We start from the raw sequence: 25,732 nt of genomic DNA, 5'->3' as shown, positions 1-25,732 counted from the left end.
CACTTGTCTCCTGCTTTTATATATGCATGGACGCTCGGTCGAGCGTCCAGAATGCAATGCCACGGCCATCGTCGTGGACCGTAGCAGTACATCGTCCTGGATTTTTATCCAAGATCAGGAACGTCAACGCCGCGCTTGAACCCATCCTGTTCGGTAGGGTGGGTCCATTCGGACGGGTATTCCGGCAATAGAAACGCGAGCAGCACGGCCAACAAGGTTAGCGTGGTCAGCACACCGAATGGAACCGAGTAGCTGCCTGTCGCGGTTTGCATGGCGCTCACGAGAAATGGCGAGAGGCCGAGCGTAAGCGTCGAGATGGCGAGCGTCAGACCTTGGAGCTGGGCGAAGCATTTCAGACCAAAATAGCGGGAGATAAGAAACGGCCCCAGCGACGACTCTGCACCCGTCGCAAATCCGAGAAAAGCGGTGGAGACGAACAGAAGCGGGACGTTGCCGCGATTGAAGTAAGACAGCACTAGGCCGATCGGCACGGTTGCAAGTAGCGGGACGATGACCCACGGGCGGCGCGTTCGATCGAGAATCATGCCGCCGAAGAACAGACCGACGATCGAGGCGACGAACAACACGGATTGTGATACTGCGACGGTAGCCGGATCGAAACCACGCTCGGAAAAAAAATTCACCGCGTTCTGACGGACCGCCATGGGCCCAGCAGCCGCCAGTGCCAAGGAAAGAGCGATTAAGATCCAGGTGCGGCTCCGAAGCGCCTGACCCATCGGCACACCGGGAATGGCCTTCAGATTGACTTTGCTCAGCGGTTTGGGAAAGGCCGGCTCCGAAGTTTCGAGGGCAGGTTCAGAGAGCAGGAACAGCGCTGCCGGAACCGCAAGCAACGCAATTGCGGTCGCGACGGCATAGTAGGTACCAGCCCAGCCAAGGCCCGCGAACCCGGACTTATCGCCGTCAATCATCCATTGGAACAGTGGGGAGAGCAAGGCGCTCGCGAGACTCGACACCGTGCCGATCAGGGCGAAGCCGACACCGCGATGGCGTGGGAACCACCCTGTGACCACCTTAAAGACCACGGCGAGACTGGCCATGAAGCCAAATACCGATGCCAGCACGACAACGACGCCGAGTAGCCCGAGAGATGCGCTGCTGATTGGAACCAAAGCGGTAGCTACTCCATAGAGGATCGAGGCCGGGATGGCGACCCGCTTTGCGCCCCATCGATCCACCCACGCGCCGGCGATTGGCAGAACGAATGGCGAAATCAGCAGCGGGATCGCGACAAACAGCAGAATTGCCTCAGGCATTAACTTCCCGGTGTGACGCGCGAACGACGCTGTAATAAAGGGCATCATTGCCGAAAGGCCCGCTGGACTGAGCGTCATCAGGATGAAGCAGCCCGCGAGCGCTGCTTTTGCCCGGCCAGGTGCGCGCAGCAAATCAAGAAGGTAAACTTGCCATGTAGTTCCGGGCAGGTTGCGGCCGGAAAAAGAGGATTGGTCCATTGTCTCCATAGTCTTTCCAACGATATTTTTGCTGTTGAGGACAGGGTATCTTTGTATCAGCGCAGCCGCACGTCCCGTCGATGCGGCGAAACGGCGGGATGGCGCTACCCGTTATGGTTTCCGGAGTCCCGGCGGTTCCCCCGACGCAGGTCCTCGCGGCGGTCCTGGCGGTGCGCTTGACGAAGGTGTCAATGCGGCCATCATTGAAAACGGTTCCAGTCCGAAAATGTCGCGGCCGTTGATCTCGGCCATCGGATCTACGCGGAACGCACCGTGGGTCGCCAGTACATGGATGTCGCGGACGAAACGCTGGATCGGATTGCTCACGCTCACCGTCGAGGAACCCAGCGCCAGCTGGAGGCCGTCGATGGTCCTGAGGCATTCATGAATCTGGTGGACCAGATCCATGGTGATCGCCGGCTCGTCCGGCGGAAAGAAATCCTCGCCCGCGACCGCGCGGCGGTCGACTTCATCGGCATGACGATACAGGACGGCCTCGCACGAATTGATGACTGCGCGTGCCTTGCCGGCGATGACATGGATGCTCGCCATGTCCGACATGGTGTCATAGGGCACGTTGAACGGAGCCCGCTTCTTCGCTTGTTCGGTAAACGCAGCCAACGCGCCCCGGGCCATGCCCAAGGCCAGGGCCGCAAACGACACCGTCATCGCCACCATCGAGCCGATCGGGCTGTGCATGAAGGCAAGGCCCTCGTACTTGCCGCGCAAACCGTTGAGGTGTCCGATCAGTTCGTCCATCTGCACGACTCGATAGTCGGGCACGAAGATCTCTTCTTTGGCCTGCACGCTGTTGCTTGAGGTCGCCTTGAGCCCCATGACTTTCCAGTCATCGAGGATTTCGTACTGGTCGCGCGACAGAATGGCCATGGCGCGGCGCTGCGTGCCAGTGGTCGGGTCTGTGTAGGCGATGCCGACCGAGCCCCACGCGGCTATCTTGCAGCCGCTGCCGAACGGCCATTTGCCCTTAACCATAAAGCCGCCGTCGACCTTGCGGCCTTCGCCGACATGCGGCGCCAGTACAGTCGCGCCGAACATGAGCGGGCCGACCCAGCTGTCCACCACGCTGAACACCTCATTGCGCGCGCGCTCTGGGAAGGCGAGCGTGTTGCGGGCCGCGTTCGAGACGATCACCGTCCAGCCGGCGGAGGCGTCCACCTGCCCCAGCGCGGCAACGATCTCGGCGGTGTCGCGTGCGCCGAGCGCATAGCCACCGAGTTCGATCGGCAGCGTGATCTTGAACGCCCCTGCCTCATGCATGGCCTGAAGCGTAGCAGGGGCGAGTACCCCGAGTTCCTCGCCTTCGAGGGCATGCGCGCGCAGCAGATCCTGCTTCTGCACGATCGCATCCCTGATGCGCTTGCCGGTTTCGCTCAAGTGGGGCGACTCCGGAAACTTCGGTCCTAGCTTTGGAAAACCAAAATCCTTGTTCATGGCAGACCTCAGTCCTTTTTGGGTGGAAACGGATCGGCCATCTTCTTGAAGGTGCTCCAGTGTTCGCAAAGCTTGCCATTGCGGACGCGGAATACCGTGATCATGTACCAGTCGTAGGTCTGGCCAAGTGCCGTCGGATCCGGCTGCGGCTCCTTGAACATGATCGTGCCAAGCTCGCCCTCGACGATCACGCTCACCACAGGCGGCGGAGTGACGCCCACGAGCGGGACGCGGCGGAAATGTTCGATCAGCAGATCCCGGCCGTTGCCCGGAGCGTTGGGATCATGCTGGATATAGTCCTCGGCGATAAAGCGAGTCATCACCTCGACGACTTTTTCCTGCACCGTACCGTCACGCACCATGCGGCTAAGTTCGGCCTCGAACTCGATCAGCAGTCGCTTGATCGCGGTAACTTCCGGCGTGGGCGAAGCTGCCAGCGCATCGATATAGTCGGGGCGATCGAGCCAGGTTTTGTACAGCTCGGGATTGTGAATCTGGGCTACGCCATCAACGATGCTGAAATCGCTCATTTGTTCACAAGCTCCTTGGAAGATTGATTGCCGCGCGCCGGTACAGCGCCGCCGAACATCAGGAACGGTGCAAGTCCAAGGATGCGTCGGCCATTCTGTTCAGACTGTGGATCGACGCGGATTGCGCCGTGCGAGGTCAGAACCCGGGCGTCACGCGCAAACCGTTGGATCGGGTTGCTCAGCGATGCCGTCGACGAGCCGATGGTCTTCTGCACCAGTGTGATAGCGTCTTCGCAGAGATTGCCGGCATAGGCGAGGCTGAGACTGATTTCCGATTCCTCATCGACTGTGAAATCCAGGCCGGCCGCGGTACGCGCGTCGAGCTGGTCCGCCACCCCTTCGATCGTGGCAGCGGCCACCTTGATCATCGCCAGCGTCTTGCCTGCAGCCACCTGGACCGAGGCCATGTCGGCGATGGTCGGGTAGGGCAGACTGAACGGCTTGCGCTTCTTCGCCTGCTCGGCGAAGCACGAGAGCGCGCCGCGGGCCATGCCAAGCACGATGGCGATGTTGGTCAGTGTCACGGTGAGCAACTGAGCCAGGCCACGTTGCTGGAAGCCTGCTCCTTGGAAATGATCGCGGATCTGCTGCATGCGCAGAGGGAAATCGGCGAGATCGAGAAAGCGGTGATCCGGCACGAACTGCTCCTCGATGATTTCGAGACTGTTGCTGGCCGAGCCCGACAGGCCCATCACATGCCAGTCGTCGAGGATTTCGTACTGATCGCGCTGGGCAACCACCACGCCGCGACCCGAACCGCCGGCCACCGAGGCGTCGTATTCGATGCCGAGCAGGGCCCATTTAGCGTGCTTGCAGCCGCTGCCGAAGGCCCACCGGCCTTTCACCATCCAGCCGTCCTCGACCTTGCGGGCGTCGCCGACCTTCGTTGCGTACACCGAGGCGCCGACGATGGACGGACCTGCCCAGCCTTGCGTATCCGCACGCACTTCCTCGATGATCTCGGGTCCGAGCGCCAACAGATTCTTGAGACCCACGCCGACAAAGGCTGCCCAGCCGGCCGACCCATCGGCTTCGCCGAGCACGGTGATGACCTCGACCAAATCGCGTGCGCCAAGCGCGTAACCACCCCATTCGATCGGCGCGCTCATCTTGAAGATGCCGGCGTCGGTGACAGCCTTGAGGACATCCGGCGTCAGGCAGCCGAGCTTTTCGCCTTCGCGAGCCTGCTCGCGGATCAGCGGAATCAGCGCGCGCACCTTGGCGGCGATGTCGCGGCCAGTCTCGCTGAGCCACGGCGATTCGATCACGCCGGTCGGCGCCATCGGTGGCAGCGGCGGCATCGTCTGGCCTGGCTCGAGCGGCGGAAGTTTGCCGGCCTCCATCGGCGGAAACGGCTCGCTCGGTTCCATTGGCGGAAACGGCGCGTTAATGTTGGGGTGTGACATAATTAGTATCCTTAAGCGTTTTTAGTCGACATCGACTGCAGCGCGTAGTGTGCCGACGAGGTCGCAAATTCGACGACCTGGAGGCCGACCAAGCGTAACTGGTTGGCCGCGGCTTCGTTCTGGCAGGCACCTTCGAAGAAGATGCCGCCGCTGGTGTTGATCGCCGCGCCCATCGGTGTCGGCCAGCCGCGTAGCGCATGGACGATCGAGCGCAGGGCACCGAGCGTGCCGCCGGTCGCCTGCCAGCCGTAGGCGGTGGCGATCAGGCCGACCGGCAGTCCATCCAAATAGACGCGCTCGTCCTTAGCTGTTTCCTCGAGATAGTCGATGGCGTTCTTGACCAGGCCGGAGATGGTGCCGTGGTACCCAGGGCTGGCGATGATCAGACCGTTTGCATTACGAACCGCATCGATCAGCGCCTGTCCGTTACTGCCGTGGGCGACTTTGCCCGGGACGTAGTGAGGCAGCGCCAGCAGTTCTTCGCCGCCGAACAGCTGGGTGCGCGCGCCGGCCGCTTCCGCGGTCGCCAGCGCCAGGCTCAAAGCCTGTTCGGTGGAGGAGCCTTGGGCCGCTGTACCGCCGATGCCGACGATAAAGGGTTGGGTAGCGTTGGTGTTCATGATTTGAACTGTCCTTCCATGACCAGCTCTGAAACGGGGCGGCGGACGTTCGGTTGCTCGCGTTCCTGCAGGGGGGGCGGCAGCACGCTTTTATCGCCCTGACGACCGATGGCGATGACCGTTTCGACGCGATAACCTTCTGGCACGTTGAGTGCCTGATAGGCACCTTCAACATTGAAGCCGGCCATGGCGTGGGCTTGCCAGCCGAGGCGCGTGGCCTGCAGGGCCAGATAGCCCCAGGCGGCGCCTGCGTCGAGCGAGTGGCTGTACGACGGGATCGGGCCCGGCGCGCCCGGCGGCTGGGCGGTGGTGGCAGAGATCAACACGACCAGTGCCGCGGCGCGACCGGCCCAGCTTTGGTTCATCGGCACCAGCAGATCGAATAGACTCGTCCATTCCGGCGTATTTCTGCGCGCGTAGATGAAGCGCCAGGGTTGCGAGTTGAACGACGAGGGCGCCCAACTGGCGGCCTCGAAGATCGTCATCAATTCCTGTTCGGAAATGATGGCTTTCTCGTCAAAGGCACGCGGGGACCAGCGGTCCAAAAACAGCGGGTCGATAGAGTAGGACGACGTTCGATTATTCGAAGAGGTAGACATATAGAGTTCTCTCGTAAGGCTCATCAACGCTGGGCCAGACCGCCAGCGAACATGTTGAAAGGCGGAATACCTAGGACATGTCGTCCCGCGATTTCCGCCGCCGGATCCCGGCGGATGGCACCGTGGGTCAGCATCACGCGTGCATCGCGTGCGAATCGTTGGATCGGGTTTTTCAGACTCGCACTCGAGGAGCCGATGCATAGCTGCATCTCGTCGATCGCGTCGCCGCACAGATTGGCGGCGTAGACCAGGCTCATTGTGGCCAGCGATTCCTCGTTGGGTGCGAAGTCCTCGCCACGCAGGGTGCGCGCATCGACTTCATCGGCTGTCTGGGTGATGACCGATTCGGCGGCCTTGATCATGGCGTGGACCTTGCCTGCGACGACCTGGGTCGACGGCATGCTCGCCACGGTCTCGTAGGGCAAGTTGAACGGCATGCGCTTGTTGGCTTGTTCGACGAAGCAATCAAGGCAGCCCTTGGCCATGCCGAGTGCAATCGCGATATTCGCAAGTGCAGTGGACAGCATGGTTGCCAGGGGGCCGAGCCGGTAGGTGAGCCCCTCGTATTTCGTCGGCAGCGCGCCCAGTGCGGCAGGCAGATCGGCGTGACGGATCACGCGATATTCGGGAATGAAGATTTCCTCCCGGGCCGTGATGCTGTTGCTCGAACTCGCGGCCATCCCCGACACATGCCAGTCGTCGAGGATCTCGTACTGGTCGCGGGAAATCAGTGCCAAGCCGCGTGCGGGATGGCCATCCTCTTGCCATTCGATGCCGACTACCGCCCAAGCAGCGTAGCGGGCGCCGCTGCCGTACATCCACTTGCCGGTGGCCATGAATCCGCCGTCGGTACGTCGGGCCTGTCCGACCGTGCTGGAAAAGATCGACGCCCCGATCGCGACCGGACCGACCCAGTCCGTGATCTGTACGCTGACTTCCTCGACCGCCTTCGGGCTAAAGGCGAGGAGCAGACGCACGCCGGAAGCGGCGAAGCCGCTCCAGCCGGCCGATCCGTCGGCATAGGACGCGGCGGCGATGACCTCGACCAGATCACGCGCGCCGAAGGCCGAGCCGCCGAGTGTCTTGGGCAGCGTGGTGCGGAAGTAGCCGGTCTGATCCAGTGCCTGCAACGCTTCGGGTACGAGCGCCGTCGACTTTTCGCTTTCCCAGGCTGTTTCGCGCAGAAGCGGCGTCAATGCCCTGATCGCTTCGCGCATCTTTACGGCTTCCGGACTTGGCCCGGGAGCGCCGGCGAGCCGCGCATCGGTTCCGGTGCCGAAATCCAGCGGCTCCAGCGGCTTGCTGAGTTGGGTCATGGCGTTTTCGTTGTAGGTTGAACACGCTGCAACGGTACCGCCGGTCCAACAGGGCAACCAAGTCTCAGAGGGTTACGTACCGTCGACCGCTTTTTGAATTATTTCGGCTGCTGCCTCGGGCGAAATGTGTGACGTCTTGTGACCTATATGCGGCATGACCCTAATCGGCATAGCGCCATATATATGGATAGAATCAACGGGTTAGTCTGTAATGTCCGAGTAGAGTATGGTCCCAAGTGCCATCGCCCCCCACGAACTGCAAGGGGAGCACGTCACGGCAGCGCTTCACGCAGTGCTGGAAAGTGAAACCTTCCGGCGCGCGAAGCGCTTGCGCGAACTGCTGCAGCATCTCGTATCTGAAACGCTAGCCGGCCGTGGCGAGCGCCTGAAACAATTCACCATCGCCGTGGACGCGTTCGGTCGCGACGGCGCGTTCGACCCCCAGGTCGAGACCAGCGTGCGCACCGAAGCCTGGCGGCTCAGGGCGCGATTGGAACGCTATTACCAGACCGAGGGCGTGATGGATCAGGTGCAAATCTCCTTGCCGAAAGGGGGATTCACACCAAGGTTCCACTATCGAGTCAAGAGCGCCGGATCGCCCGCAATTCAATCAGCGATCCGCGAGGAGTCCCGCCCGCGGCTGTTGATTCTGCCGTTTTCGGGCCTGAATATCGACGATCCGGACATGGTCGCCGCGTTTCACGACGAGATCAGCCTTTATATCTCCAGTCTGCCGGTCGTGGCTGTTCTGTCGCGGAATTCCAGCCAGAGATTTGGCCAGATGGCGACGGAGCTGCCGCTGGTGGTTCGAGCGTCGCAAGCGTCCTACGTCATGGAAGGAAGCCTGTTCCGGCAGGGGAAGACCTATCGGCTCAATCTACGCATTGTCGACCCAGCCCGGGACGTGACGGTCTGGTCCGGACGGCACGAGCAGCAAGTGGAAGACATGATGGGATTTCAGCGGAAGGTCGCCACCGATGTCGCCGCTTCGGTGCAGTCTTGGCTCAGTTCCAGGCCGGCGACCATCATCATTGAGGATGAATTGGCGCCGCGTTACGTCATGCGGGACAACGTGCTGCTGAAGGAGTATCTGCGCGGTGCCATAAGGGACAAGACTGCTGGTGAGCAGGTTGCCCTTGGCGTGGGGCGCCTAACGTGCGGCCGTGCCGATGAGGCGGCATTGATGTTCAGCCAGGCGATCATGGCCAGCCCGGAGGACGGCCTGCCGCATACCGCCATGGGATTGGGACACCTTCAGTCAGGACGTTTGCGGGAGGCATTCGATGCCGCTGCGCGCGGAGTGGAACTGGCTCCACGTTCTGCTTTCGCGCTTTCCTCGCTGGCCGCGATCTGTTTACATATGCGTGATTACGACAGCGCGATCATGTTCGCGCAGAAGTCTGCGGCGTTGGCGCCAGAGTTCGATGCGGTGAAGTTGCTGCTGGGCGATTGTTTTCTTTACGCGGGTTTTCCCAACACCGCTATCGATCAATTGGAAGAAGCCTGTCGTCTGATGGACGAGCACCCGGTAGCCTTGGGGCATGTGGGTTACGCCTACGCCCGGACCGGTCAGCACGGCAAGGCAAGGGATCTTATCAAGACTCTACAGGAAGCAAGCGGAGCCACGGCAGGCCCTAACGCGGCCGCGATGACGCTAATTCACGCCGGACTAGACGACATCGAGCAGGCCTTTCAATGGCTGGATCGCGCACTGATGTCGCGCACGCATATCCAGGAATTATTGCTGCTTACGTCTCCTGCCTACGATGTTCTGCGCGCCCATCGAGACTTCGATGCGCTCGCCGCCCGCCTGAACGTTGCCTAGGCCTAGCTGTCAAGAAGTGACTTGGCGCGACCTGCTGTGACTTCCGTATACACGAGTAGGTCGGCCACACTCTCCATACAGAATCCCGATGTGCTGCAGTAGCAGGGCCGCCATGCCCTGCCGCTCGGCACGCTATGTGATGATCTGACACGGATGATGGAGACTATGGCTAACCCGATCGAATCGGTGGACCAAGCAGCGCGCAACCGCCAGCTTGTGATTGACTTTTACAGACATGTGTTCGATGCCCGCAACCCTGCGGCAGTGAAAGATTTTGTCACTGAGGATTACCATCAGCACGGTTCCCATCTGCCCAGCGGCCGCGCTGGCTTGGAAGCCTTCGTAACCGAAACCTTTCGCGGTCTGCCACCACAGCCCGTCAAGCCGGACCTGACGATGCCGCCGGCGCTTCTCGTGGCAGAGGGCGACATTGTGGTAATTGCGGGCGAGTTCCCGCAGCCTGAGCCGGGCGATCCGACGCGGACTTATCCCTTTTTTGTGTTCGATGCCTATCGCGTCCGTGATGGAAAGCTTGCCGAACATTGGAGCGGTATCAACAAGATCGCACCTCCCAAGCACTCTCAGGGCTGAAAGCGACAAATGTGTGCTGGTCAGATTGTGGAAGCGTTGGATGTAATCGGACCTGCATGGCGAGCTTTCTCTCGCGTGTTCCACGATGCGCGCTGCCGGCCCCGCGTCGGGCTACTGAAGAAACAACCCGTTGCCGAATGCTGCCAGACATCGCCCGTCCAGTTGGCCGTATGTGAGGCCCGAGTCAGCAAGCAAGTACTACTGAAAGGAAAGTGATCGTTGATGTGTGGGGCGCCTTGGTCTTTGTAGTAGAAATCTTTCGTGGTTCGCCTGCGGGCACGGCCCCGGACGGGTACCGTTTGGAAGACTTAAGCGGCCATTTTTTTAAATCCATTCGCCTCTATCCAATATCCGCTTTGGGCGGAAGCGAACCGGGCGGACGCTCATATTGCGCCCATCAGAAAACCAGGGGAGAAATGTGATCACCGTTGAGGACATCGGGTTTGTGCGCTACCAGGTTACGGATCTTGAGCGCATAGGACAGTTTCTGACCGATTTTGGTCTGCACACGGTTGCGCATACCGGCAGCACGCTGTACATGCGTACCGCCGGGGCAGTGCACCACTCGCATATCAGCGAGTTGGGAGTCACCAATAGAACGATCGGTTTCGGGCTGCTCGTACAGAAATACGAAGATCTTGAGCGCCTCGCGGCGCATCTCGGTGTGAGAGTCGAGGACAATTCTGAACCGGGTGGTGGCAAGCGTGTGCGCTTGACCGACCCTGCTGGGTTCGTCGTCGATGTACTACACGGCCAGGCGCGCCATGAACCGCTGCCGAGCCGCGAGCCGGTTGCGATGAATCCGACTGTGCGACGCGAGCGTTTCGGTAAAACAGTTCGTGTGGCGCGCGGACCGAGCTCGGTCGTCCGCCTCGGGCACGTCGCCGTGCTTGTCCCGAACTTTCAGGAAACGCTGGCGTTTTACCGTGACGTTCTTGGCTTTCGTACTTCGGATACCTACTGGGCCGGCGCCGAGCAGAACACGATCGCCGCGTTCTTGCACTGTGGCCTGGACGATCAGTGGACCGATCACCACACTATTGCGCTGGTGGCCACACAGGAAAGCGCTGCGCGCTTCGACCATGCGGCGTTCGAGGTGCTGGATCTCGACGACGTGTTCCAGGGCGGTGAACACCTACGAGCATGCGGTTACACGCACGCATGGGGCGTGGGCCGCCACGTTCAGGGCAGCCAGATCTTCGACTACTGGCGTGACCCGTTCGGCAACAAGATCGAACACTGGACCGACGGCGACCTCGTGAACGACAGCACCCCCGTCGGTCACGCTGAAATCTCCAACGACGAGCTCAGTCAGTGGGCGCCCCCACTGACCCCCGAGTTCTTCTTTTGATCGCCTTCCCGGATATTTTTTAAGGAAACCTTTGCATGAAACTTGCACGCTATACCTACCGAGGCGCCACGACCATCGGCGCGATCGCGAATGAACGCGTCGTGCCGCTGGCGATGCTCGATCCGATTGCGCCCACGACGATCCGCGAGGTGCTGGCTGCAGGGCCGGCTCTCATCGAACGATTGGCGGGAAAGCTGGTTGGCGCGACGGGAGGGGTACCGCTTGCAGAGGTCCGTCTAGAGGCCCCCATTCCTGATCCGCAAAAGTACCTCGCGATCGGGATGAACTATCACGACCACGCCGAAGAGGCGGCGCGCGCCGGCGTCGCTGTGCCAAAGGATCAGTTGTGGTTCAACAAGCAGGTCACCTGTATCACGGGCCCGTACGATCCGATCTACAAGCCTCGCGTGTCGGAGAAGATGGATTACGAAGCGGAGTTGGGCGTCGCGATCGGCAAGCGTTGCCGCTACGTGTCGATCAAAGAGGCGCCCAGCGTGGTTGGCGGGTATTTTGTCGCCAACGACGTGACCGCGCGCGACTGGCAATTCAAGAGCCCGACGTTCACGCTCGGAAAATCCTTCGACAGCCATGGACCGATTGGCCCCTGGATCACGACCGTCGACGAGATCGCCGATCCACACGCGTTGCAGATGAGCCTGTCGGTCAACGGCGAGCCGCGCCAGAGCGCGAGCACCGGCGGCATGATCTACAACATCTGGCAGCAGATCCATGAACTTTCGCAAGTGATGACGCTCGAACCGGGCGATCTGATCGCGACCGGAACGTGCGCGAATGTTGGCATCGCCCTCGGCAAGTTCCTGCAGCCGGGCGACGTCGTGCGAGTCGAAATCGAGCAGCTCGGCTACATCGAGAACACGGTCGCCGAAGAGCGCGTCTGAAGACGACGGGTGGGTCTCTGAAGCGCGTCGCAACGTGTTGCGCATATCTGTGACGGCCCTCGCTAATTTTAAATTCGCAGTACAAAGGATTCAATCATGTTCGAAGTCAATCTTCTGATAGACGGAAAGACAGTACCGTCGTCTTCCGGCGCCACTTTTGAGCGGCGTAACCCGCTTAGTGGCGAAGTCGTCTCTCGCGCCGCCGCTGCGACCATCGACGACGTTCGCGCCGCGGTCGATGCCGCCGCGCGGGCCTTTGTTTCGTGGTCGCAGGTCGGTCCCGGCGAACGCCGCGCGCGGCTGCTCAAAGCCGCCGATGCTGTCGAAGCCCGCGCAGGGCAGTTCATCGAAGCCATGGCATCGGAAACCGGCGCGAGCGCATCGTGGGGTGGCTTCAATGTCAACCTCGCTGCCGGGGTGCTTCGCGAAGCCGCCGCCTTGACCACTCAGGTCAGCGGCGAGGTGATTCCCTCGGATATCCCCAGCAGTCTCGCGCTCGCCGTTCGTCAGCCGGCCGGCGTCGTGCTCGGGATGGCCCCGTGGAACGCCCCGGTGATCCTCGGCATGCGCTCGATCGCCGTTCCGCTTGCCTGCGGCAACACGGTGGTGTTCAAGGGCTCGGAACTGTGTCCGCGTACGCAGGGGCTCATCGTCGAAGCACTGAACGAAGCGGGCTTCCCGCCGGGTGTGGTGAACTTCGTGGTGAGCGCGCCGGTCGATGCGGCGGCGGTGGTCGAAGCGATGATCGCACACACGGCCGTGCGGCGCGTGAACTTCACGGGCTCGACGCGAGTGGGCCGCATCATCGCCACCACTTGCGCGCAGCACCTGAAGCCTGTCGTTCTGGAACTCGGCGGCAAAGCACCCCTCGTCGTGCTCGACGACGCCAATATCGATGCCGCCGTTGATGGGGCGATCTTCGGTGCGTTCGCTAATTCCGGGCAGATCTGCATGTCCACCGAGCGCATCATCGTCGATGCGCGGATTGCGGATAACTTTGCGATCCGCCTCGCGGCTCGGGCACGTGCGCTGCCGCTCGGCGATCCGCGTGGCAAGGATCCGGTCGTGCTGGGGTCGGTGATCGATATGAGCACGGTCGCACGCTGTAACGCATTGATCGACGATGCCATCGAAAAGGGGGCGCGCCTGCTCTGCGGCGGTAAGGCAACGAGCACGCTCATGCCGGCCACCTTGCTGGATCACGTGACGCCGGACATGATGATCTACCGCGAGGAGTCGTTCGGCCCCGTGAAGCCCATCGTGCGCGTGCACGGCGTCGAAGAAGCGATCGCCTGCGCCAACGACAACGAGTACGGCCTTTCCGCGGCGGTATTCGGCAGCGATCTGGCGCGCGCACTGGAAGTCGCGAAGCGCATCGAATCGGGTATCTGTCACGTCAATGGCCCGACGGTGCATGACGAAGCGCAGATGCCGTTCGGCGGCGTCAAGGCCAGCGGTTTCGGTCGCTTCGGCGGTCGCGCTGGCATACACGAATTCACCGAACTGCGCTGGCTGACCCTGCAGACGACGCCGCGTCGCTACCCGTTCTGAAACTGATTGAATACAGGAGCACCTAAATGACAGTCGAATTCAAGCCCGGCATGCGCTATCGCATGCCTGCAGTGTTCGGGCCCGCACCGGGTCCGCGCCAGAAGGCCGACGGCACGATCTGGACGCCCGAAGAGGCGGGCACGATGAAAGCCCAGTGGATGACCGTGAGCTACCTCACCGAGCGCTCAAGCCTCGAACGTATCCTGCCGCCCGGATTCGAGTTGCGCGGCGAGCCGGAGGTCTATGTTTCGCTGGCCTTTTTTCACAATCTCTACTGGCTGGCAGGGCGCGGCTACGGCATTCTCAACGTCGAGGTGCCCGTCGTCTATCAGGGCAAGACGGAGAGGATCGAAGGCGCGTTTTGCCCGGTCCTGTTCGAAGGCGTTCCGGATGCGATCATGACTGGCCGCGAAGAACTGGGCTTTCCGAAGCTTTTTGCGGACATCCCGGACCTGCGTATCGATCACGCGGCGGGTAACGCAGGCGGTGAAGCTTCGTGGTTCGGCTTTCGGTTCTTCGAAATCGACCTGCACGGTCTCGCCGAAACCACGGGCGACAGAAAGCTGCCTGGTCCAGGTGGTGCAACGCTGTTCTACAAATACATGCCGCGAACTGGACCGTCGGGCAGTGGTGGGTGCGACATCGCCTATGCCACGACTTCGCAACCGTTGGCCGGCGCCGCAGGCGATACGTCGCCGATCAAATTCAGCGATGCGAATTTCCGCAAGTGGAAAGGCAAGGGCGGTTCGGTGAGGTGGAATCGCGCAACGTTCGAACAGTTGCCAACCACGTTCCACGTGATAAACGGCCTTGCGGATCTCGAGATCGTCGAATACCTGGGTGCGGAGATGATCGAATTCTCGGGACCGGGCGTTGCAGTCAGCGCCAACGTGATTCGCCCCGTGGAGCCTGCTGCCTGAACTGAAGCGTCTGTCGCGGAGGCCGTCGACAGACGCAATACGGCTCGTGCGGCGGGCAGAGGCATCGACATTAATGTCGATGCCCCGATTGCGAACCGTCAGTCTTTGCCGGAATCGGGTAAGGCGACGCACTTGACGATCAGGACGCGTGCAATAGCGGTTGGTTTTCGCGGCCTGTTATTGCTGTGCCGTGGGGCAATAGGCGTGCTCGGCTCCTATCAGAGCACGGTCGCACAAAAGGCAATGTACGAGAGCCATCTCACATCGTCGATCGCATTTGCACGGGCGGACGCTTCGTTTTCCCACGGTTATCTGGTTCTCCGTCACGTCGCGCTGGCGCCGGACGAGCCAGGCGGTGAAGAAGAGATCAGGCGAGCCCAGCTCATGTTCGACGAGTCGGACAACACTTGGAAGAGCTATACATCCATCACTTCAAGTAACGAAGAAAATCGGCTGGCGCAAGCGGTGGACATCAAGCGCGTCGCATTCTCGGACCGTGGCTATCGCCAGTCGCGCTCAGCATGGTCGGCGGGGCAGAAAGACAAATTTACGGCAATTGTGTCTGTCCAGAGCCCGACGCTTGCGTTCCGTAAAGCTGACGAGTGGATCTCCATGTGCTGGCACCCGAGATCGACGCATTCGTCTCTAAAAGTGCGTGTTTCTCGTTTCTCGGCCCTAATATTCGGTGGGGGGCGGAGCATGTCGCTAAGTCGTGTGCTTCGCTAGCGACCAGGCGTTATATGCGAAGTTGCGCCATCTGTGCGAAGTGTTAAATCTCGACCGAACCGCTTGAAAAGACAGCACCTTTAGTTCGTCGGGCTGTCGGGCGTATGCGTGCCTTGCCCCTTGCCTCCATGAAATTTACGTGATATTTTTTCATGAAATTTCACGCCATAAATTTCACCGGAGCATTCATGTTCGTGCAGTCGGCCCACCACGTCGCGAGCTACTACGCCGGCACCCACCCGGCGCCGATCCCGCTTCATCCCTCGCTGGACGGGCGGGTCGACGCCGACGTGCTCGTCGTCGGCGCGGGCTTCAGCGGGCTGCACACCGCGCTGCGGCTCGCGTCGGTGGGCAAGCGCGTCGTCGTGCTCGAGGCGAGCCGCGTCGCGTGGGCCGCGTCGGGCCGCAATGGCGGGCAGGCGCTGCTCGGCTGGTCGTGCGACATGCCGCCGCTGGAGAATTCGCTCGGTCGTGCCCGCGCGCGCGAGCTGTGGGACAGCATGCGCTGGGCCGCCGCCGAAGTCCGCGAGCTGCCGGTGCGGCACGGCTTCGACATCGACTACCGGCCGGGCAGCCTGTGGGCCGCGGTGCGGCCGCGGCGTGTCGCGCTGCTCGAACAGGCGCGCGACGAGGCGGCCGAGCGCTGGGGCTACGACCGCCTGCGCGTGATCCCGCGCGACGAGATGCCCGAATGGATCGGCAGCCCGCGCTATCTGGCCGCGCTTTACGATCCCGAGGCCGGCCACCTGAATCCGCTGAAGCTCGCGCTCGGCATCGCACAGGCGATCGAGCGCGCCGGCGGCCGCATCTTCGAGCAGAGCCGCGTGCTCGGCTATCAGGAAACGTCGTCCGGCTATATCGCGCGCACCGCGGCGGGCGAAGTGCGCGCGGACGTGCTCGTGCTCGCGTGCAACTCGTACATCGATCGTCTCGACCCCGCGCTCGCGCGGCGCATGCTGCCGGTCGGCACCTATCAGGTCGCGACCGAGCCGCTCGATCCCGCGCTCGCGCGCGCGCTGCTGCCGAAGAACAGCTGCGTGATCGACAACCAGTTCGTGCCCGACTATTTCCGCCTGAGCCCCGACAACCGGCTGCTGTTCGGCGGCGGCTGCACGTATCTCGGCGGCATTCCGGCCGACATCGCGGAGGCGACGCGCCCGCCGCTCGAGCGCGCGTTCCCGCAGTTGCGCGGCGTGAAGCTCGAGTTCGCGTGGGGCGGGCACATCGACATCAGCATGCGCCGCACGCCCGACATCGGCCGACACGGGCAACGCTACTGGCTACAGGGCTTTTCAGGGCACGGCGTGCTGCCGACGCTCGCGGGTGCGCGCGCGGTCGCCGACGCGATTCTCGGCGACGACCGGCTGCTCGCGCTGTATCGCGGTATCCGCAATCCGCGCTTCCCGGGCGGCGAGCGCTTCGCCGCGCCGCTGGAAGCGGTCGGCAAGGCCTGGTACCGTTTGCGCGATACCGTCTGACGCGACCCGTCCAGCGCGCCCCGGCCCGAGTGAGGAACACGATGAACGAGCAGGAAGAGATAGAAAGCCTCGCGATCCTGATCCGCGATCTGCGCAAGCATCGCAAAGTGACGCTGAACGACCTGGCCGACCGGATCGGCCGCTCGGTCGGCTTTCTGTCGCAGGTCGAGCGCGGGCTGTCGCGTCCGACCGTTGCCGATCTGACCGCGATCTGCGAAGCGCTCGACGCGCCGCACACGTACTTCTACAGCCTCAGCAAGCCGCGCTCGGTGCCGTGGGTCACGCGCCCCGGCGAGCGCCGCACGCTGTATTTCGCGGAGGGCATCACCGACGTGCTCGTGTCGCCGAACATGCGCGCGCGCTTCTCGATGCTCGAAAGCCATCTCGCGCCCGGCGCGAGCAGCGGCGAGCGTCCGGTCGACGACCGCGACGAGCAGGGCGGCTTCGTGCTCGAAGGCGAGCTGACGGTCTGGCTCGACGACAGCGAGCCGGTCACGCTCGGGCTGAACGACGCGTTCCAGGTGCCCGCGCATGCGCGGTTCCGCTACGCGAACCTCACCGATCGGCCGACACGGGTCATCTGGGTCTTCACCTGAGTGAGCGCGGGCGGCACGTCGCCGTCCCGCGCGAATCGAATCGTTTGCAGTCCGGATGGACGGGCGCCCGCGACGCGGACGGCCGTCGACGGAGTTCGTCCGGACGTTCCGGCGCCGCCGCGCGCCGTCGCCATTGGCATCGCCATCGCATCAGAAGGACAAGAATCATGAATGCTGCCGTTACCGATCTGGTCGCCGAGGTCCGCGCGTTTCGCGCCGCGCATCCGGAGATCCGCTACGTCGACCTGATCTGCCTCGATCTGCCCGGGCACTTCTATGGCAAGCGCTATCCGATCGACGCGCTCGAGAAGGTCGCGGCCGGCTCGCTGCTGAAGCTGCCGCAGAACTGCATCCTGCTCGGCACGCAGGGCGGGCTCTACAAGATCGGCGACTACTGCTTCAACGACGGCGATCCTGACGCGGTGCGCCGGTTGATCCCGGGCACGCTGAAGCCGGTGACCTGGGAGAAGCAGCCGCTCGGCCAGATGCTGATCACGACCGACGGGACCGACGCGCCGGTCGAGTTCGAGCCGCGCGAGGTGCTCGCGCGCGTGCTGAAGCGGCTCGCGCGGCGTGGCATCCGGCCGGTCGTCGCGTTCGAGCTCGAGTTCTATCTGTTCGACGCGCAGCTCGAGGACGGGATGCCGAAGTATCCGCGCGATCGCCTGTCGGACGATCGCGACGATCAGCCGAACATGCACATCGAGCGGCTGTCGCGCTTCTCCGACGTGCTGCACGAGATGGTCGACGTCGCGTGCGAGCAGGGTGTCGACGCGACGGTGATCACCGCCGAGCTCGGGCCGGGCCAGTTCGAGATCAACTTCGGCCATTGCGACGACGGGCTGCGCGCGGGGGACTGGTCGGCGATGTTCTGCCGCAGCACGCGCGGCGTCGCGCTGAAGCACGGCTATCGCGCGAGCTTCATCGGCAAGCCGTACCTGCACGCGCCGGGCAGCGGGATGCACGTGCACGTGAGCCTCTACGACGAGAGCGGCCGCAATCTGCTCGCGCTCGACAACCAGCGTCCGCTGCGTCACGCGGTGGCCGGCTGTCTCGCGCTGCTGCCGCACTGCATGCCGGTGTTCGCGCCGAACCACAACGCGTACCGGCGCTACGGCTCGATGGTGAACGCGGCGAGCCGCGCGAGCTGGGGCTTCGAGGATCGCGACGCGTGCATCCGCATTCCGGAGTCCGATGCGAAAAACCTGCGGATCGAGCATCGGCTCGCGAGCGCGGACGCGAACCCGTATCTGGTGCTCGCGGCGATCCTGACCGGGATGGAGCACGGCCTCGACGCGGGCCTCGAGCCGATCGCGCCGCTGAACGAGGATCGCGGCAGCGGGATCGATTTCCCGAAGGAGATGCTGTCGGCGGTCGCGGCGATGCAGGGGCATCCGGCCGTGTGCGAAGGGATGGGCAGCGAGTTCGTGATGGTCTACTGCGAGAACAAGCGGCAGGAAGAGCTCGATTTCAGGAACGAGATCAGCGCGCGCGAGTATCGATGGTTTCTGTGATGCGGCGCCGCGCGGCGTGACGTCCGCCGCGCGTCATTGCGGCGCGGTGCACGTTTCGATGCCGCCCGCGATTGCTTCGGATAGCTTCGCGATCGTGTCGGGCCGCGCGAGCCGCTGTTCCTCGTCCGGATTGACGATCACGCCGGCCTCGACGAGCACCGCGGGAATCGGCGCGGTGCGCAGCACGACGAGGTCGTCGAAGCGATGGATGCCGAGATGCGCGTCGAGCAGCGGGCGGTTCTCGCCGCGGATCGGCTGCGCGTGATAGAGCGACGGCGTCTCGCCGGACGCGACGAGCCGCTCGGCGATCGCTTTCGCGCAGCGCAGGCTCTGCGTGTAGTGCGGATTGCGTTCCGACACGAACACCGCGAAACCGTGGAATTCGCGTTGCCGGCCCGCGTCGATGAACGGCTGCTGGACCGAATCGTGATGGATCGACACGAACAGGTCCGCGTCGGGCGCCTGCGTCGAGCGCTCGGTCAGCGCGATCTCGCGGCCGTCGGCCGACGTGCGCAGCACGCGGTCGCCGTGCGCGCGCAGCCGTTGTGCGACCGCGGCCGACAGATCGAGGTTGTACAGATATTCGACGCGGCCGCTCGCACCGGTCGCGCCCGGGTGCGCGGGCGTGTGGCCGGTATCGACGACGACGTACGGCGCATGCCGCGCGCCGGCGGGACGTGTGTCGGTGGTACGTGCGTCGGCGGCGTCCGCGTGGGCGGCGTCCGGCGCGGACTGCGCGCGCAGCGCCGGCGCCGCGAGCAGCAGCGCCGCCCAGACGAGCGAGCGGGCGGCCTTTTGTCTCGGCGAAAGAGGCGGTGCGATCGTCATTCCTGTCGTTTTCGTCATCGTCGTGGACTGGGACATGCTTCGGCCTCGTTCGGCCCCGGGACGCGATCGTGACACGACGCGCGCGTGCTGTCCATCGCGCGCGCGAGCGCGTCGAACGTGGCGGGCCCGTTGCAGCGCGACACGTTGAAGCGCATGAATGACGTCGCGCTGCGCGACGCGCTGAACACGTCGCCCGGCGCGAGCACGACGCGCGCATCGAGCGCATGGCGTGCCACGCGCGCCGCATCGAGCCCGTCCGGCAGCCTGGCCCACACGAACATTCCGGCGCGCGGACGCGTCCAGACCTCGAGCCCCGCGCGCGCGAGCCGCCGCAGCGTGTCGCCCATCGCGTCGGCGAGCCGCGCGCGCAGGCCGTCCAGGTGGCGCCGGTACGTGCCCTCGACGAGCATCCGGTGCACGACGTTCGCGGCGAGCTGCGCGTTGCCGAACGACGTCGCGAGCTTCAGGTCGACGAGCGGCTCGATCCACGCGGGTCGCGCAGCGATGTAGCCGCAGCGCAGCGCGGCCGACAGCGTCTTCGAGAAGCTGCCGATCGACACGACGCGCGCGAGCCCGTCGAACGCGGCGAGGCGCGGCGCGGGCTCGGTCTCGAAATCCGCGAAGATGTCGTCCTCGACGATCAGCAGGTCGTGCTCGTTCGCGAGCGTCAGCAGCCGGTGCGCGACGGTCGGCGCGAGCGTCGCGCCGGTCGGATTGTGGAGCGCGGCGTTCGTGATGTACAGCCGCGGCCGGTGCGCGATCAGCGCCTGTTCGAAGCGTGCGAGATCGGGCCCGTTCGGCGTGTAGGGCACGCTGACGATCCGCGCGCGGTGCGCGCGCAGCAGCGCCTGGAAGTTGAAGTAGCACGGATCGTCGAGCAGCACGGTGTCGCCCGGCTCGAGCAGCATCCGACACACGAGGTCGAGCGCGTGCGTGCCGCCGTCGGTCAGCACGATCTGCGCGGGATCGGCGTCGATCCCGTGCTGCGCGAGCCGCCACGCGAGTTGTTGGCGCAGCGCGGGCAGGCCGAGCGGCGTCGCGTATTCGACGAGCGGATCGGGCGCGTCGCGCGACGCGGCCCGCAACGCGCGCCGCAGACTCTCGTCGGGCAGCCACGACGCAGGCAGCCAGCCGCAGCCGGGCTTCGCGTCGGTCGCGCCGGTTTCGAGCGACTGGCGCGTGAGCCACAGTGGATCGAGCTCGCGGTCGAGGCGCGGGCCGAGATCGGCGAGCGCGAGCGGCGGCGCGTGCCCGGACACGTAGAAGCCCGATCCGCGTCGCGCGACGAGCACGCCTTCGCCGGCGAGCCGCTCGTACGCGTCGACGACCGTCGACTTCGACACCCGCAGCAGATCGGCCATCGCGCGGATTGACGGCACGCGCGCGCCGGGCATCAGCGCGCGGCTCGCGATCCGCTCGCGCAGCGCGTGCATCACCGCATCGACGCGGGTGCGTGCCGGTGCGGACGGCGAAGGTGGCGAATAGGGCAGTGAATCAGGCAGTGAATCAGGCAGTGAAGCGTCCATCATGTGTCCGTGAACTGTACGGAAAGATGATCAGTACAGTTTTGCAAAATTGTATTGCTCCGTAGCTTACGCTTTTTCCGGCCGTGCCGGATCATTGGATTTTCCCTCCCACGGATGGACTTCCGATGCAAAAGACGACCGACGGATGGCTCAGCGGGATGCTGGGCGTTCTGATCTTCAGCGGCTCGCTGCCGGCCACGCGCGTCGTGGTGCAGAGCCTCGACCCGATCTTCGCGACGTGCGCGCGGGCGACCATTGCCGGCGCGCTCGGCCTGATCCTGCTGGTTGCGCTGCGCCAGGCGCGGCCGACCCGCGACGCGCTGATGCCGCTGGTGCTCGTCGCGCTCGGCGTCGTGATCGGCTTTCCGTTGCTGACCGCGCTTGCGCTGCGGCACGTGACGTCCGCGCACGCGATCGTGTTCGTCGGGCTGCTGCCGCTCGCGACCGCGCTGTTCGGCGTGTGGCGCGGCGGCGAGCGGCCGCGGCTGCCGTTCTGGATCTTTTCGGTCGCGGGCAGCGTCGCGGTCGGCGCGTTCGCGCTGCGCGCCGGCGCCGGCGCATCGTCGTCCGGCGACGCGCTGATGCTCGCGGCGATCGTCGTCTGCGGGCTCGGCTATGCGGAAGGCGCGCGGTTGTCGAGGGCGCTCGGCGGCTGGCAGGTGATCTCGTGGGCGCTCGTGCTGTCGCTGCCGGTGATGCTGCCGCTCGCGTGGATCGCGCGGCCCGCGTCGCTCGCCGGTGTCGATCCGGCCGCGCTGTGGGGGCTCGCGTACGTGTCGCTGTTCAGCATGCTGATCGGCTTCGTGTTCTGGTATCGCGGGCTCGCGCTCGGCGGGATCGCGGGCGTCGGTCAGCTGCAGCTGCTGCAGCCGTTCTTCGGCCTCGTGCTGGCCGCCGTGCTGCTGCACGAGCGGGTGCCGGCGTCGATGGTCGCGGCGACGGCGGTCGTCGTCGGCTGCGTGGCCGGTGCGAAGTATTTCTCGCGCGCGATGCCGGTGCGCCGGCCGGGGTAGGCGGCGCGGGGGGGCGCCGGCGCCGGGTTGACCGCTGCCGCGTTACACGTCGAGCTCGAGCGCGAGCAGCTCCGCGATCGTCTGCCGGCGGCGGATCAGCCGCGGTGCGCCGCGATCGACGAGCACTTCGGCCGCGAGCGGCCGGCTATTGTAGTTCGACGACATCGACGACCCGTACGCGCCCGCGTTCTGGAAATAAAGCAGATCGCCGATTTGCGGCTGCGGCAACTGGCGGTGCGTGACCACGCCGCCGGCATCCTGCGTGAACACGTCGCCGGATTCGCACAGCGGGCCCGCGATCGCAACGTCCGCGAGCGGCCGGCCAACGGGTGCCGCGCCGTCCGGCGTGTGGACCGTCACGCCGTGATAGCTGCCGTACATCGCCGGGCGCATCAGGTCGTTGAAGCCGGCGTCGATCAGCGCGAAATCGTGTTTCGGCCGGCGGTTGATCGACTGCACCTGCGCGACGAGCGTGCCGGCTTCCGCGACGAGGAAGCGGCCCGGCTCGATCTCGATCCGCACCGCGTGGCCGAGATGCTGTTCGATCCGCTTGCGCGCGGCGTCCCACAGGCTGAAGTAATGCTCGACGTCGATGCGCGATTCGCCGTCGCGGTAAGGCACCGACAGCCCGCCGCCCGCCGAGATTGCGTCGATGTCGTGGTCGAGCGACGTGACGAGGTCGACCATCGCGTCGCAAACCTGCGACAGATGCCCGTAGTCGACGCCCGAGCCGATGTGCATGTGGATGCCGACGAGCTTCAGCCCGTACTGGCGCACGATCTCGATGGCACGCGGCACGTCGCCGATCCAGATCCCGTGCTTGCTCTGCGGGCCGCCGGTGTTGGTCTTGTTGCTGTGGCCGTGGCCGAAGCCCGGGTTGATCCGCAGCCACACGCGATGGCCGGGCGACTGCTCGCCCGCATGTTGACCCGCATGTTTGCCAATACGCTCGAGCATGTCGAGCGAACCCGCGTTCACGGTCACGCGGTGCTTCAGCACGGTCGCGAGCGTCGGCAGGTCGATCAGGTCGGCGGTGAACACGACGCCCTCCGGCTCGCCGTCCGGCGAGAAGCCGGCCGCGAAGCTGCGCTCGATCTCGCCGCCCGACACCGCGTCGACGAGCACGCCTTCTTCGCGCATCAGCTTCAGGATATGGACGTTCGAGCATGCCTTCTGTGCGTATCGGATCGCGTCGAAGCGGCGCAGTTGCGCGATGCGGTCGCGGATCACGTCGGCGTCGTACACCCAGAGCGGGGTGCCGTATTGCTGCGCGAGCGACGCGAACTGGCGGGAGTCGATGGACATGGCGAGATCCTGGCTGGAACGGAATGAACGATGCTCGTGATGATGCGCCGAAACGGTCATGCCGTAAAATGCGGATTTGTCGACAATCAATTCATATTGGATATAGATGAATGGCCGCGCTCACGCATCGCCAGATCGAGGTATTCCGTGCGCTGATGCTCGCGGGCAGCGCGACGCGCGCGGCCGAGCTGCTGTATACGTCGCAGCCGACCGTGAGCCGCGAGCTCGCGCGGCTCGAGCAGACGGTCGGTTTCGCGCTGTTCGAGCGCGTGCACGGGCGGCTGCGGCCGACGATGGCCGCGCTGACGCTGTATGACGACGTGCGGCTCGCGTATGTGGGGCTCGAGCGCGTCGCGGCGACGGCCGCGCGATTGCGCGAATTCCGCGACGGCCAGTTGTCGGTGATCGCGCTGCCCGCGTTTACGCACGCGATCCTGCCCGGCGCGTGCCGGCGGTTTCATGCGGCGCACGCAGGCGTCAGCGTGTCGGTGGCCGCGCAGGAATCGCCGGTGCTCGAGGAATGGCTGACCGCGCAGCGCTACGACGTCGGGCTGACCGAGCACGATGTCGCGCCGGCCGGCACCGTGCTCGCGCCGCTGCTCGAAGTGGACGAGGTGTGCGTGCTGCCGGACGGACATCCGCTGCTCGCGAAGGCCGCGCTCGATCTCGACGATCTCGTCGCGCATCCGTTCGTGAGCCTGTCGCTGAACGATCCGTACCGGATCCTGATCGACGACGCGTTCGCGCAACTCGGCGCGGCGCCGCGCTCGGTGATCGAGACGCCGTCGGCGGTGTCGGTGTGCGCGTTCGTGCGACAGGGGCTCGGGCTCGCGATCGTGAATCCGCTGACCGCGCTCGATTTCGCGGGGCGCGATCTGCATATCCGGCCGCTGACGCGCTCGTTTCCGTTCCGTGTCAGCGTGATCGTGCCCGAGCATCGACCGAAGAATCTGCTCGTCGATGCGTTCACGGCCGCGCTGCACGACGAGGCGGACGCGATCCGGCAACGGCTCGCCGCGTATCTCGGCTGACGTCGTCGGGCGCGGCGCGCGGCTCTGCTAAGGTCGGGCGAAAGCGATCGCGATCGCTTTCGCCCCGGATCGAGGGCGAGCCGATCGACTCGTCCTCGATCCCGAGGGAAGGCGAGCGCACGATGCGCTCGCGCGTTACTGCGCGCTCAGGTGCTTGCGTGCCGCGAGCTTCTGCGCTTCCGCGTAATGCGCCTGCAGAATCGGCAGCGCCTGACGCGCGACGCTGGTCAGCTTCTGGTCGCGGCCCGACGCGATCTCGGCCTGGAACACCGACAGCGTCTTCTGCTCGCCGCTCAGCGCGACCTGCTCGATGTACGCCTTGTCGAACGCGTCGCCGCGCAGGTCCTTGATGCTGTCGAGCGCGGTCGGGTTCGGATCGTTGTTGGGCACGTCGACGCCGCGCGGGCTCGCCGCGCGCATCGCGCTGGAAATCTTTGCGTTGTCGGTGACGACGCGTTCCGCGAATGCCTTGACCTGGCTGTCCGACGAGCGCGAATCGGCGATGCGCGCCGCGTCGCGTTGCGTCGACACGGCCTTCGTGCCGTCGGTGATGAACGACTGGTCGGCCTCATGCAGCCGCACGTCGGTGGACGATTGCGCGGACGAGTGCATCGACGACTGACCGGACGGCTCCATTGACGAAGGCGCGGACGGCTGCATCGAAGAAGGCGCGGACGGCGTGGTCGACGACGGTGCGGTTTGCGCGGAAGGCGCGGGCTGCATCGGTTGCGCGGTTTGCGCGTTCGCCGTCGCGGCGACGAGAAGCAGACCGGCGGCAGACAGGGCAAGACGGGTAGCGATAGGGAAACGGGTCATGGGACCTCCTTTCAATCGGGCTCGGGTTGAAGGACGGAGAGCATGCGGCGCAAGCCGCGGTCCGTGGCAGTGAACGAGTCCGGGCATGGGCCCGGGCCGGCTCGACCGCCGCTCTGCCGCGGCGCCGATCGAAGCAAAGCCGGCACGATCGATTCTAGGAGAGGCCTTTCAGGGCAGGTGCTACGACGATGTCGCTTGTGTAACGGTTGGTAAGACGAATGGACGATGGTTGCCCGCATGCATTTTGCGCCATGCACGCGCATGCGTTGTCGACGTCATGTTTCTGTCAAACTGACGTCACGCAACGCGCGTAAATGCGATCGGAGAAAATGACAGGATACCGAAGTAATTCGACAAAAATCGA

General features: G+C 64.4%; 23 protein-coding genes. 12 read left to right on the top strand and 11 right to left on the bottom strand.

Going from position 1 to position 25,732, the window contains the following annotated elements:
- Window positions 1–104 precede the first annotated feature (104 nt).
- The 7 genes from HZI36_RS08420 to HZI36_RS08390 all read right to left on the bottom strand — a co-directional run bounded on the left by HZI36_RS08420 (window position 105) and on the right by HZI36_RS08390 (window position 7,398).
- Entirely contained in the window at window positions 105–1,475 is a 1,371-nt protein-coding gene (locus HZI36_RS08420) for an MFS transporter (RefSeq protein ID WP_179402184.1), read from the bottom strand.
- Window positions 1,476–1,586: 111 nt separating this feature from the next.
- The gene (locus HZI36_RS08415) at window positions 1,587–2,927 is read right to left on the bottom strand and encodes an acyl-CoA dehydrogenase family protein (RefSeq protein WP_179402183.1); all 1,341 of its coding nucleotides are present in this window, start codon (window positions 2,925–2,927) and stop codon (window positions 1,587–1,589) included.
- Between the two features lie 8 nt (window positions 2,928–2,935).
- Window positions 2,936–3,457 carry a nuclear transport factor 2 family protein gene (locus HZI36_RS08410; RefSeq protein ID WP_179402182.1) on the bottom strand — a complete coding sequence of 174 codons (522 nt, stop codon included), beginning with the start codon at window positions 3,455–3,457 and terminating at the stop codon, window positions 2,936–2,938.
- Window positions 3,454–4,863, bottom strand: coding sequence for an acyl-CoA dehydrogenase family protein (locus HZI36_RS08405; RefSeq protein ID WP_218883735.1), 1,410 nt, complete (start codon window positions 4,861–4,863; stop codon window positions 3,454–3,456). Before HZI36_RS08405 ends, HZI36_RS08410 begins: the two co-directional genes overlap by 4 nt.
- 11 nt (window positions 4,864–4,874) lie before the next feature.
- A complete protein-coding gene (locus HZI36_RS08400) occupies window positions 4,875–5,483 on the bottom strand; it encodes an NADPH-dependent FMN reductase (RefSeq protein WP_179402181.1) in 609 nt (202 codons plus the stop codon).
- Window positions 5,480–6,082, bottom strand: coding sequence for a nitroreductase family protein (locus tag HZI36_RS08395; RefSeq protein WP_179402180.1), 603 nt, complete (start codon window positions 6,080–6,082; stop codon window positions 5,480–5,482). The genes HZI36_RS08400 and HZI36_RS08395 overlap by 4 nt, the downstream gene beginning before the upstream one ends.
- Before the next feature lie 23 nt (window positions 6,083–6,105).
- A complete protein-coding gene (locus HZI36_RS08390) occupies window positions 6,106–7,398 on the bottom strand; it encodes an acyl-CoA dehydrogenase family protein (protein WP_179402179.1) in 1,293 nt (430 codons plus the stop codon).
- A 226-nt stretch (window positions 7,399–7,624) separates the two neighbouring features.
- Between HZI36_RS08390 and HZI36_RS08385 the strand changes: the two genes are divergently transcribed.
- The 10 genes from HZI36_RS08385 (at window position 7,625) to HZI36_RS08340 (ending at window position 18,849) form a co-directional block, all read left to right on the top strand.
- On the top strand, window positions 7,625–9,223 hold the full coding sequence (locus HZI36_RS08385) for a tetratricopeptide repeat protein (protein WP_179402178.1): 1,599 nt from the start codon (window positions 7,625–7,627) through the stop codon (window positions 9,221–9,223).
- Between the two features lie 165 nt (window positions 9,224–9,388).
- The gene (locus HZI36_RS08380) at window positions 9,389–9,814 is read left to right on the top strand and encodes a nuclear transport factor 2 family protein (protein ID WP_179402177.1); all 426 of its coding nucleotides are present in this window, start codon (window positions 9,389–9,391) and stop codon (window positions 9,812–9,814) included.
- Window positions 9,815–10,232: 418 nt separating this feature from the next.
- A complete protein-coding gene (locus tag HZI36_RS27340; protein ID WP_179402176.1) occupies window positions 10,233–11,165 on the top strand; it encodes a VOC family protein in 933 nt (310 codons plus the stop codon).
- A 35-nt stretch (window positions 11,166–11,200) separates the two neighbouring features.
- Window positions 11,201–12,064: a fumarylacetoacetate hydrolase family protein gene (locus tag HZI36_RS08370; protein WP_179402175.1), complete on the top strand. Its 864-nt coding sequence runs from the start codon at window positions 11,201–11,203 to the stop codon at window positions 12,062–12,064.
- 96 nt (window positions 12,065–12,160) lie between these two features.
- Window positions 12,161–13,615 (top strand): aldehyde dehydrogenase, encoded by a 1,455-nt coding sequence (locus HZI36_RS08365; protein ID WP_179402174.1) that lies wholly within the window; start codon window positions 12,161–12,163, stop codon window positions 13,613–13,615.
- Between the two features lie 26 nt (window positions 13,616–13,641).
- Entirely contained in the window at window positions 13,642–14,535 is an 894-nt protein-coding gene (locus HZI36_RS08360) for an acetoacetate decarboxylase family protein (RefSeq protein WP_179402173.1), read from the top strand.
- A 132-nt stretch (window positions 14,536–14,667) separates the two neighbouring features.
- On the top strand, window positions 14,668–15,261 hold the full coding sequence (locus HZI36_RS08355) for a Tar ligand binding domain-containing protein (RefSeq protein ID WP_179402172.1): 594 nt from the start codon (window positions 14,668–14,670) through the stop codon (window positions 15,259–15,261).
- Window positions 15,262–15,449: 188 nt separating this feature from the next.
- Window positions 15,450–16,739 carry an NAD(P)/FAD-dependent oxidoreductase gene (locus HZI36_RS08350; protein ID WP_179402171.1) on the top strand — a complete coding sequence of 430 codons (1,290 nt, stop codon included), beginning with the start codon at window positions 15,450–15,452 and terminating at the stop codon, window positions 16,737–16,739.
- A gap of 41 nt (window positions 16,740–16,780) precedes the next feature.
- Entirely contained in the window at window positions 16,781–17,335 is a 555-nt protein-coding gene (locus HZI36_RS08345; protein ID WP_179402170.1) for a helix-turn-helix domain-containing protein, read from the top strand.
- A gap of 167 nt (window positions 17,336–17,502) precedes the next feature.
- The gene (locus tag HZI36_RS08340; protein ID WP_179402169.1) at window positions 17,503–18,849 is read left to right on the top strand and encodes a glutamine synthetase family protein; all 1,347 of its coding nucleotides are present in this window, start codon (window positions 17,503–17,505) and stop codon (window positions 18,847–18,849) included.
- Window positions 18,850–18,882: 33 nt separating this feature from the next.
- On the opposite strand, the gene HZI36_RS08335 is transcribed toward HZI36_RS08340, so the two are convergent.
- Together HZI36_RS08335 and HZI36_RS08330 are read right to left on the bottom strand one after the other, a co-directional pair.
- The gene (locus HZI36_RS08335) at window positions 18,883–19,677 is read right to left on the bottom strand and encodes an N-acetylmuramoyl-L-alanine amidase family protein (protein ID WP_179402209.1); all 795 of its coding nucleotides are present in this window, start codon (window positions 19,675–19,677) and stop codon (window positions 18,883–18,885) included.
- A 14-nt stretch (window positions 19,678–19,691) separates the two neighbouring features.
- The gene (locus HZI36_RS08330) at window positions 19,692–21,203 is read right to left on the bottom strand and encodes an aminotransferase-like domain-containing protein (RefSeq protein WP_179402168.1); all 1,512 of its coding nucleotides are present in this window, start codon (window positions 21,201–21,203) and stop codon (window positions 19,692–19,694) included.
- A 125-nt stretch (window positions 21,204–21,328) separates the two neighbouring features.
- Between HZI36_RS08330 and HZI36_RS08325 the strand changes: the two genes are divergently transcribed.
- Window positions 21,329–22,216 (top strand): DMT family transporter, encoded by an 888-nt coding sequence (locus tag HZI36_RS08325; RefSeq protein ID WP_179402167.1) that lies wholly within the window; start codon window positions 21,329–21,331, stop codon window positions 22,214–22,216.
- Window positions 22,217–22,258: 42 nt separating this feature from the next.
- On the opposite strand, the gene lysA is transcribed toward HZI36_RS08325, so the two are convergent.
- The gene (gene lysA, locus HZI36_RS08320; RefSeq protein WP_281376258.1) at window positions 22,259–23,581 is read right to left on the bottom strand and encodes a diaminopimelate decarboxylase; all 1,323 of its coding nucleotides are present in this window, start codon (window positions 23,579–23,581) and stop codon (window positions 22,259–22,261) included.
- Window positions 23,582–23,631: 50 nt separating this feature from the next.
- Here lysA and HZI36_RS08315 point away from each other — a divergent pair, with 50 nt between their 5' ends.
- Window positions 23,632–24,552, top strand: coding sequence for a LysR family transcriptional regulator (locus tag HZI36_RS08315; protein WP_179402165.1), 921 nt, complete (start codon window positions 23,632–23,634; stop codon window positions 24,550–24,552).
- A gap of 135 nt (window positions 24,553–24,687) precedes the next feature.
- On the opposite strand, the gene HZI36_RS08310 is transcribed toward HZI36_RS08315, so the two are convergent.
- Window positions 24,688–25,368 (bottom strand): DUF4142 domain-containing protein, encoded by a 681-nt coding sequence (locus HZI36_RS08310; protein WP_179402164.1) that lies wholly within the window; start codon window positions 25,366–25,368, stop codon window positions 24,688–24,690.
- Between the last annotated feature and the right edge of the window lie 364 nt (window positions 25,369–25,732).

Source organism: Burkholderia guangdongensis, from assembly GCF_013403875.1.
Taxonomy (GTDB): domain Bacteria; phylum Pseudomonadota; class Gammaproteobacteria; order Burkholderiales; family Burkholderiaceae; genus Burkholderia; species Burkholderia guangdongensis.
This window is presented reverse-complemented; position numbering and strand designations above follow the sequence as displayed.

Excerpts from the sequence above, each read along its gene's own strand:
- HZI36_RS08415 (WP_179402183.1), bottom strand. The coding sequence starts at position 2,927 with ATGAACAAGGATTTTGGTTTTCCAAAGCTAGGACCGAAGTTTCCGGAG.
- HZI36_RS08405 (WP_218883735.1), bottom strand. The coding sequence starts at position 4,863 with ATGTCACACCCCAACATTAACGCGCCGTTTCCGCCAATGGAACCGAGC.
- HZI36_RS08385 (WP_179402178.1), top strand. The coding sequence starts at position 7,625 with ATGGTCCCAAGTGCCATCGCCCCCCACGAACTGCAAGGGGAGCACGTC.
- lysA (WP_281376258.1), bottom strand. The coding sequence starts at position 23,581 with ATGACCGTTTCGGCGCATCATCACGAGCATCGTTCATTCCGTTCCAGC.
- HZI36_RS08315 (WP_179402165.1), top strand. The coding sequence starts at position 23,632 with ATGGCCGCGCTCACGCATCGCCAGATCGAGGTATTCCGTGCGCTGATG.
- HZI36_RS08380 (WP_179402177.1), top strand. The coding sequence starts at position 9,389 with ATGGCTAACCCGATCGAATCGGTGGACCAAGCAGCGCGCAACCGCCAG.
- HZI36_RS08400 (WP_179402181.1), bottom strand. The coding sequence starts at position 5,483 with ATGAACACCAACGCTACCCAACCCTTTATCGTCGGCATCGGCGGTACA.
- HZI36_RS08340 (WP_179402169.1), top strand. The coding sequence starts at position 17,503 with ATGAATGCTGCCGTTACCGATCTGGTCGCCGAGGTCCGCGCGTTTCGC.
- HZI36_RS08325 (WP_179402167.1), top strand. The coding sequence starts at position 21,329 with ATGCAAAAGACGACCGACGGATGGCTCAGCGGGATGCTGGGCGTTCTG.
- HZI36_RS08365 (WP_179402174.1), top strand. The coding sequence starts at position 12,161 with ATGTTCGAAGTCAATCTTCTGATAGACGGAAAGACAGTACCGTCGTCT.
- HZI36_RS08310 (WP_179402164.1), bottom strand. The coding sequence starts at position 25,368 with ATGACCCGTTTCCCTATCGCTACCCGTCTTGCCCTGTCTGCCGCCGGT.
- HZI36_RS08410 (WP_179402182.1), bottom strand. The coding sequence starts at position 3,457 with ATGAGCGATTTCAGCATCGTTGATGGCGTAGCCCAGATTCACAATCCC.
- HZI36_RS08345 (WP_179402170.1), top strand. The coding sequence starts at position 16,781 with ATGAACGAGCAGGAAGAGATAGAAAGCCTCGCGATCCTGATCCGCGAT.
- HZI36_RS08420 (WP_179402184.1), bottom strand. The coding sequence starts at position 1,475 with ATGGACCAATCCTCTTTTTCCGGCCGCAACCTGCCCGGAACTACATGG.
- HZI36_RS08390 (WP_179402179.1), bottom strand. The coding sequence starts at position 7,398 with ATGACCCAACTCAGCAAGCCGCTGGAGCCGCTGGATTTCGGCACCGGA.
- HZI36_RS08350 (WP_179402171.1), top strand. The coding sequence starts at position 15,450 with ATGTTCGTGCAGTCGGCCCACCACGTCGCGAGCTACTACGCCGGCACC.
- HZI36_RS08335 (WP_179402209.1), bottom strand. The coding sequence starts at position 19,677 with ATGACGATCGCACCGCCTCTTTCGCCGAGACAAAAGGCCGCCCGCTCG.
- HZI36_RS08395 (WP_179402180.1), bottom strand. The coding sequence starts at position 6,082 with ATGTCTACCTCTTCGAATAATCGAACGTCGTCCTACTCTATCGACCCG.
- HZI36_RS08330 (WP_179402168.1), bottom strand. The coding sequence starts at position 21,203 with ATGGACGCTTCACTGCCTGATTCACTGCCTGATTCACTGCCCTATTCG.
- HZI36_RS08360 (WP_179402173.1), top strand. The coding sequence starts at position 13,642 with ATGACAGTCGAATTCAAGCCCGGCATGCGCTATCGCATGCCTGCAGTG.
- HZI36_RS08370 (WP_179402175.1), top strand. The coding sequence starts at position 11,201 with ATGAAACTTGCACGCTATACCTACCGAGGCGCCACGACCATCGGCGCG.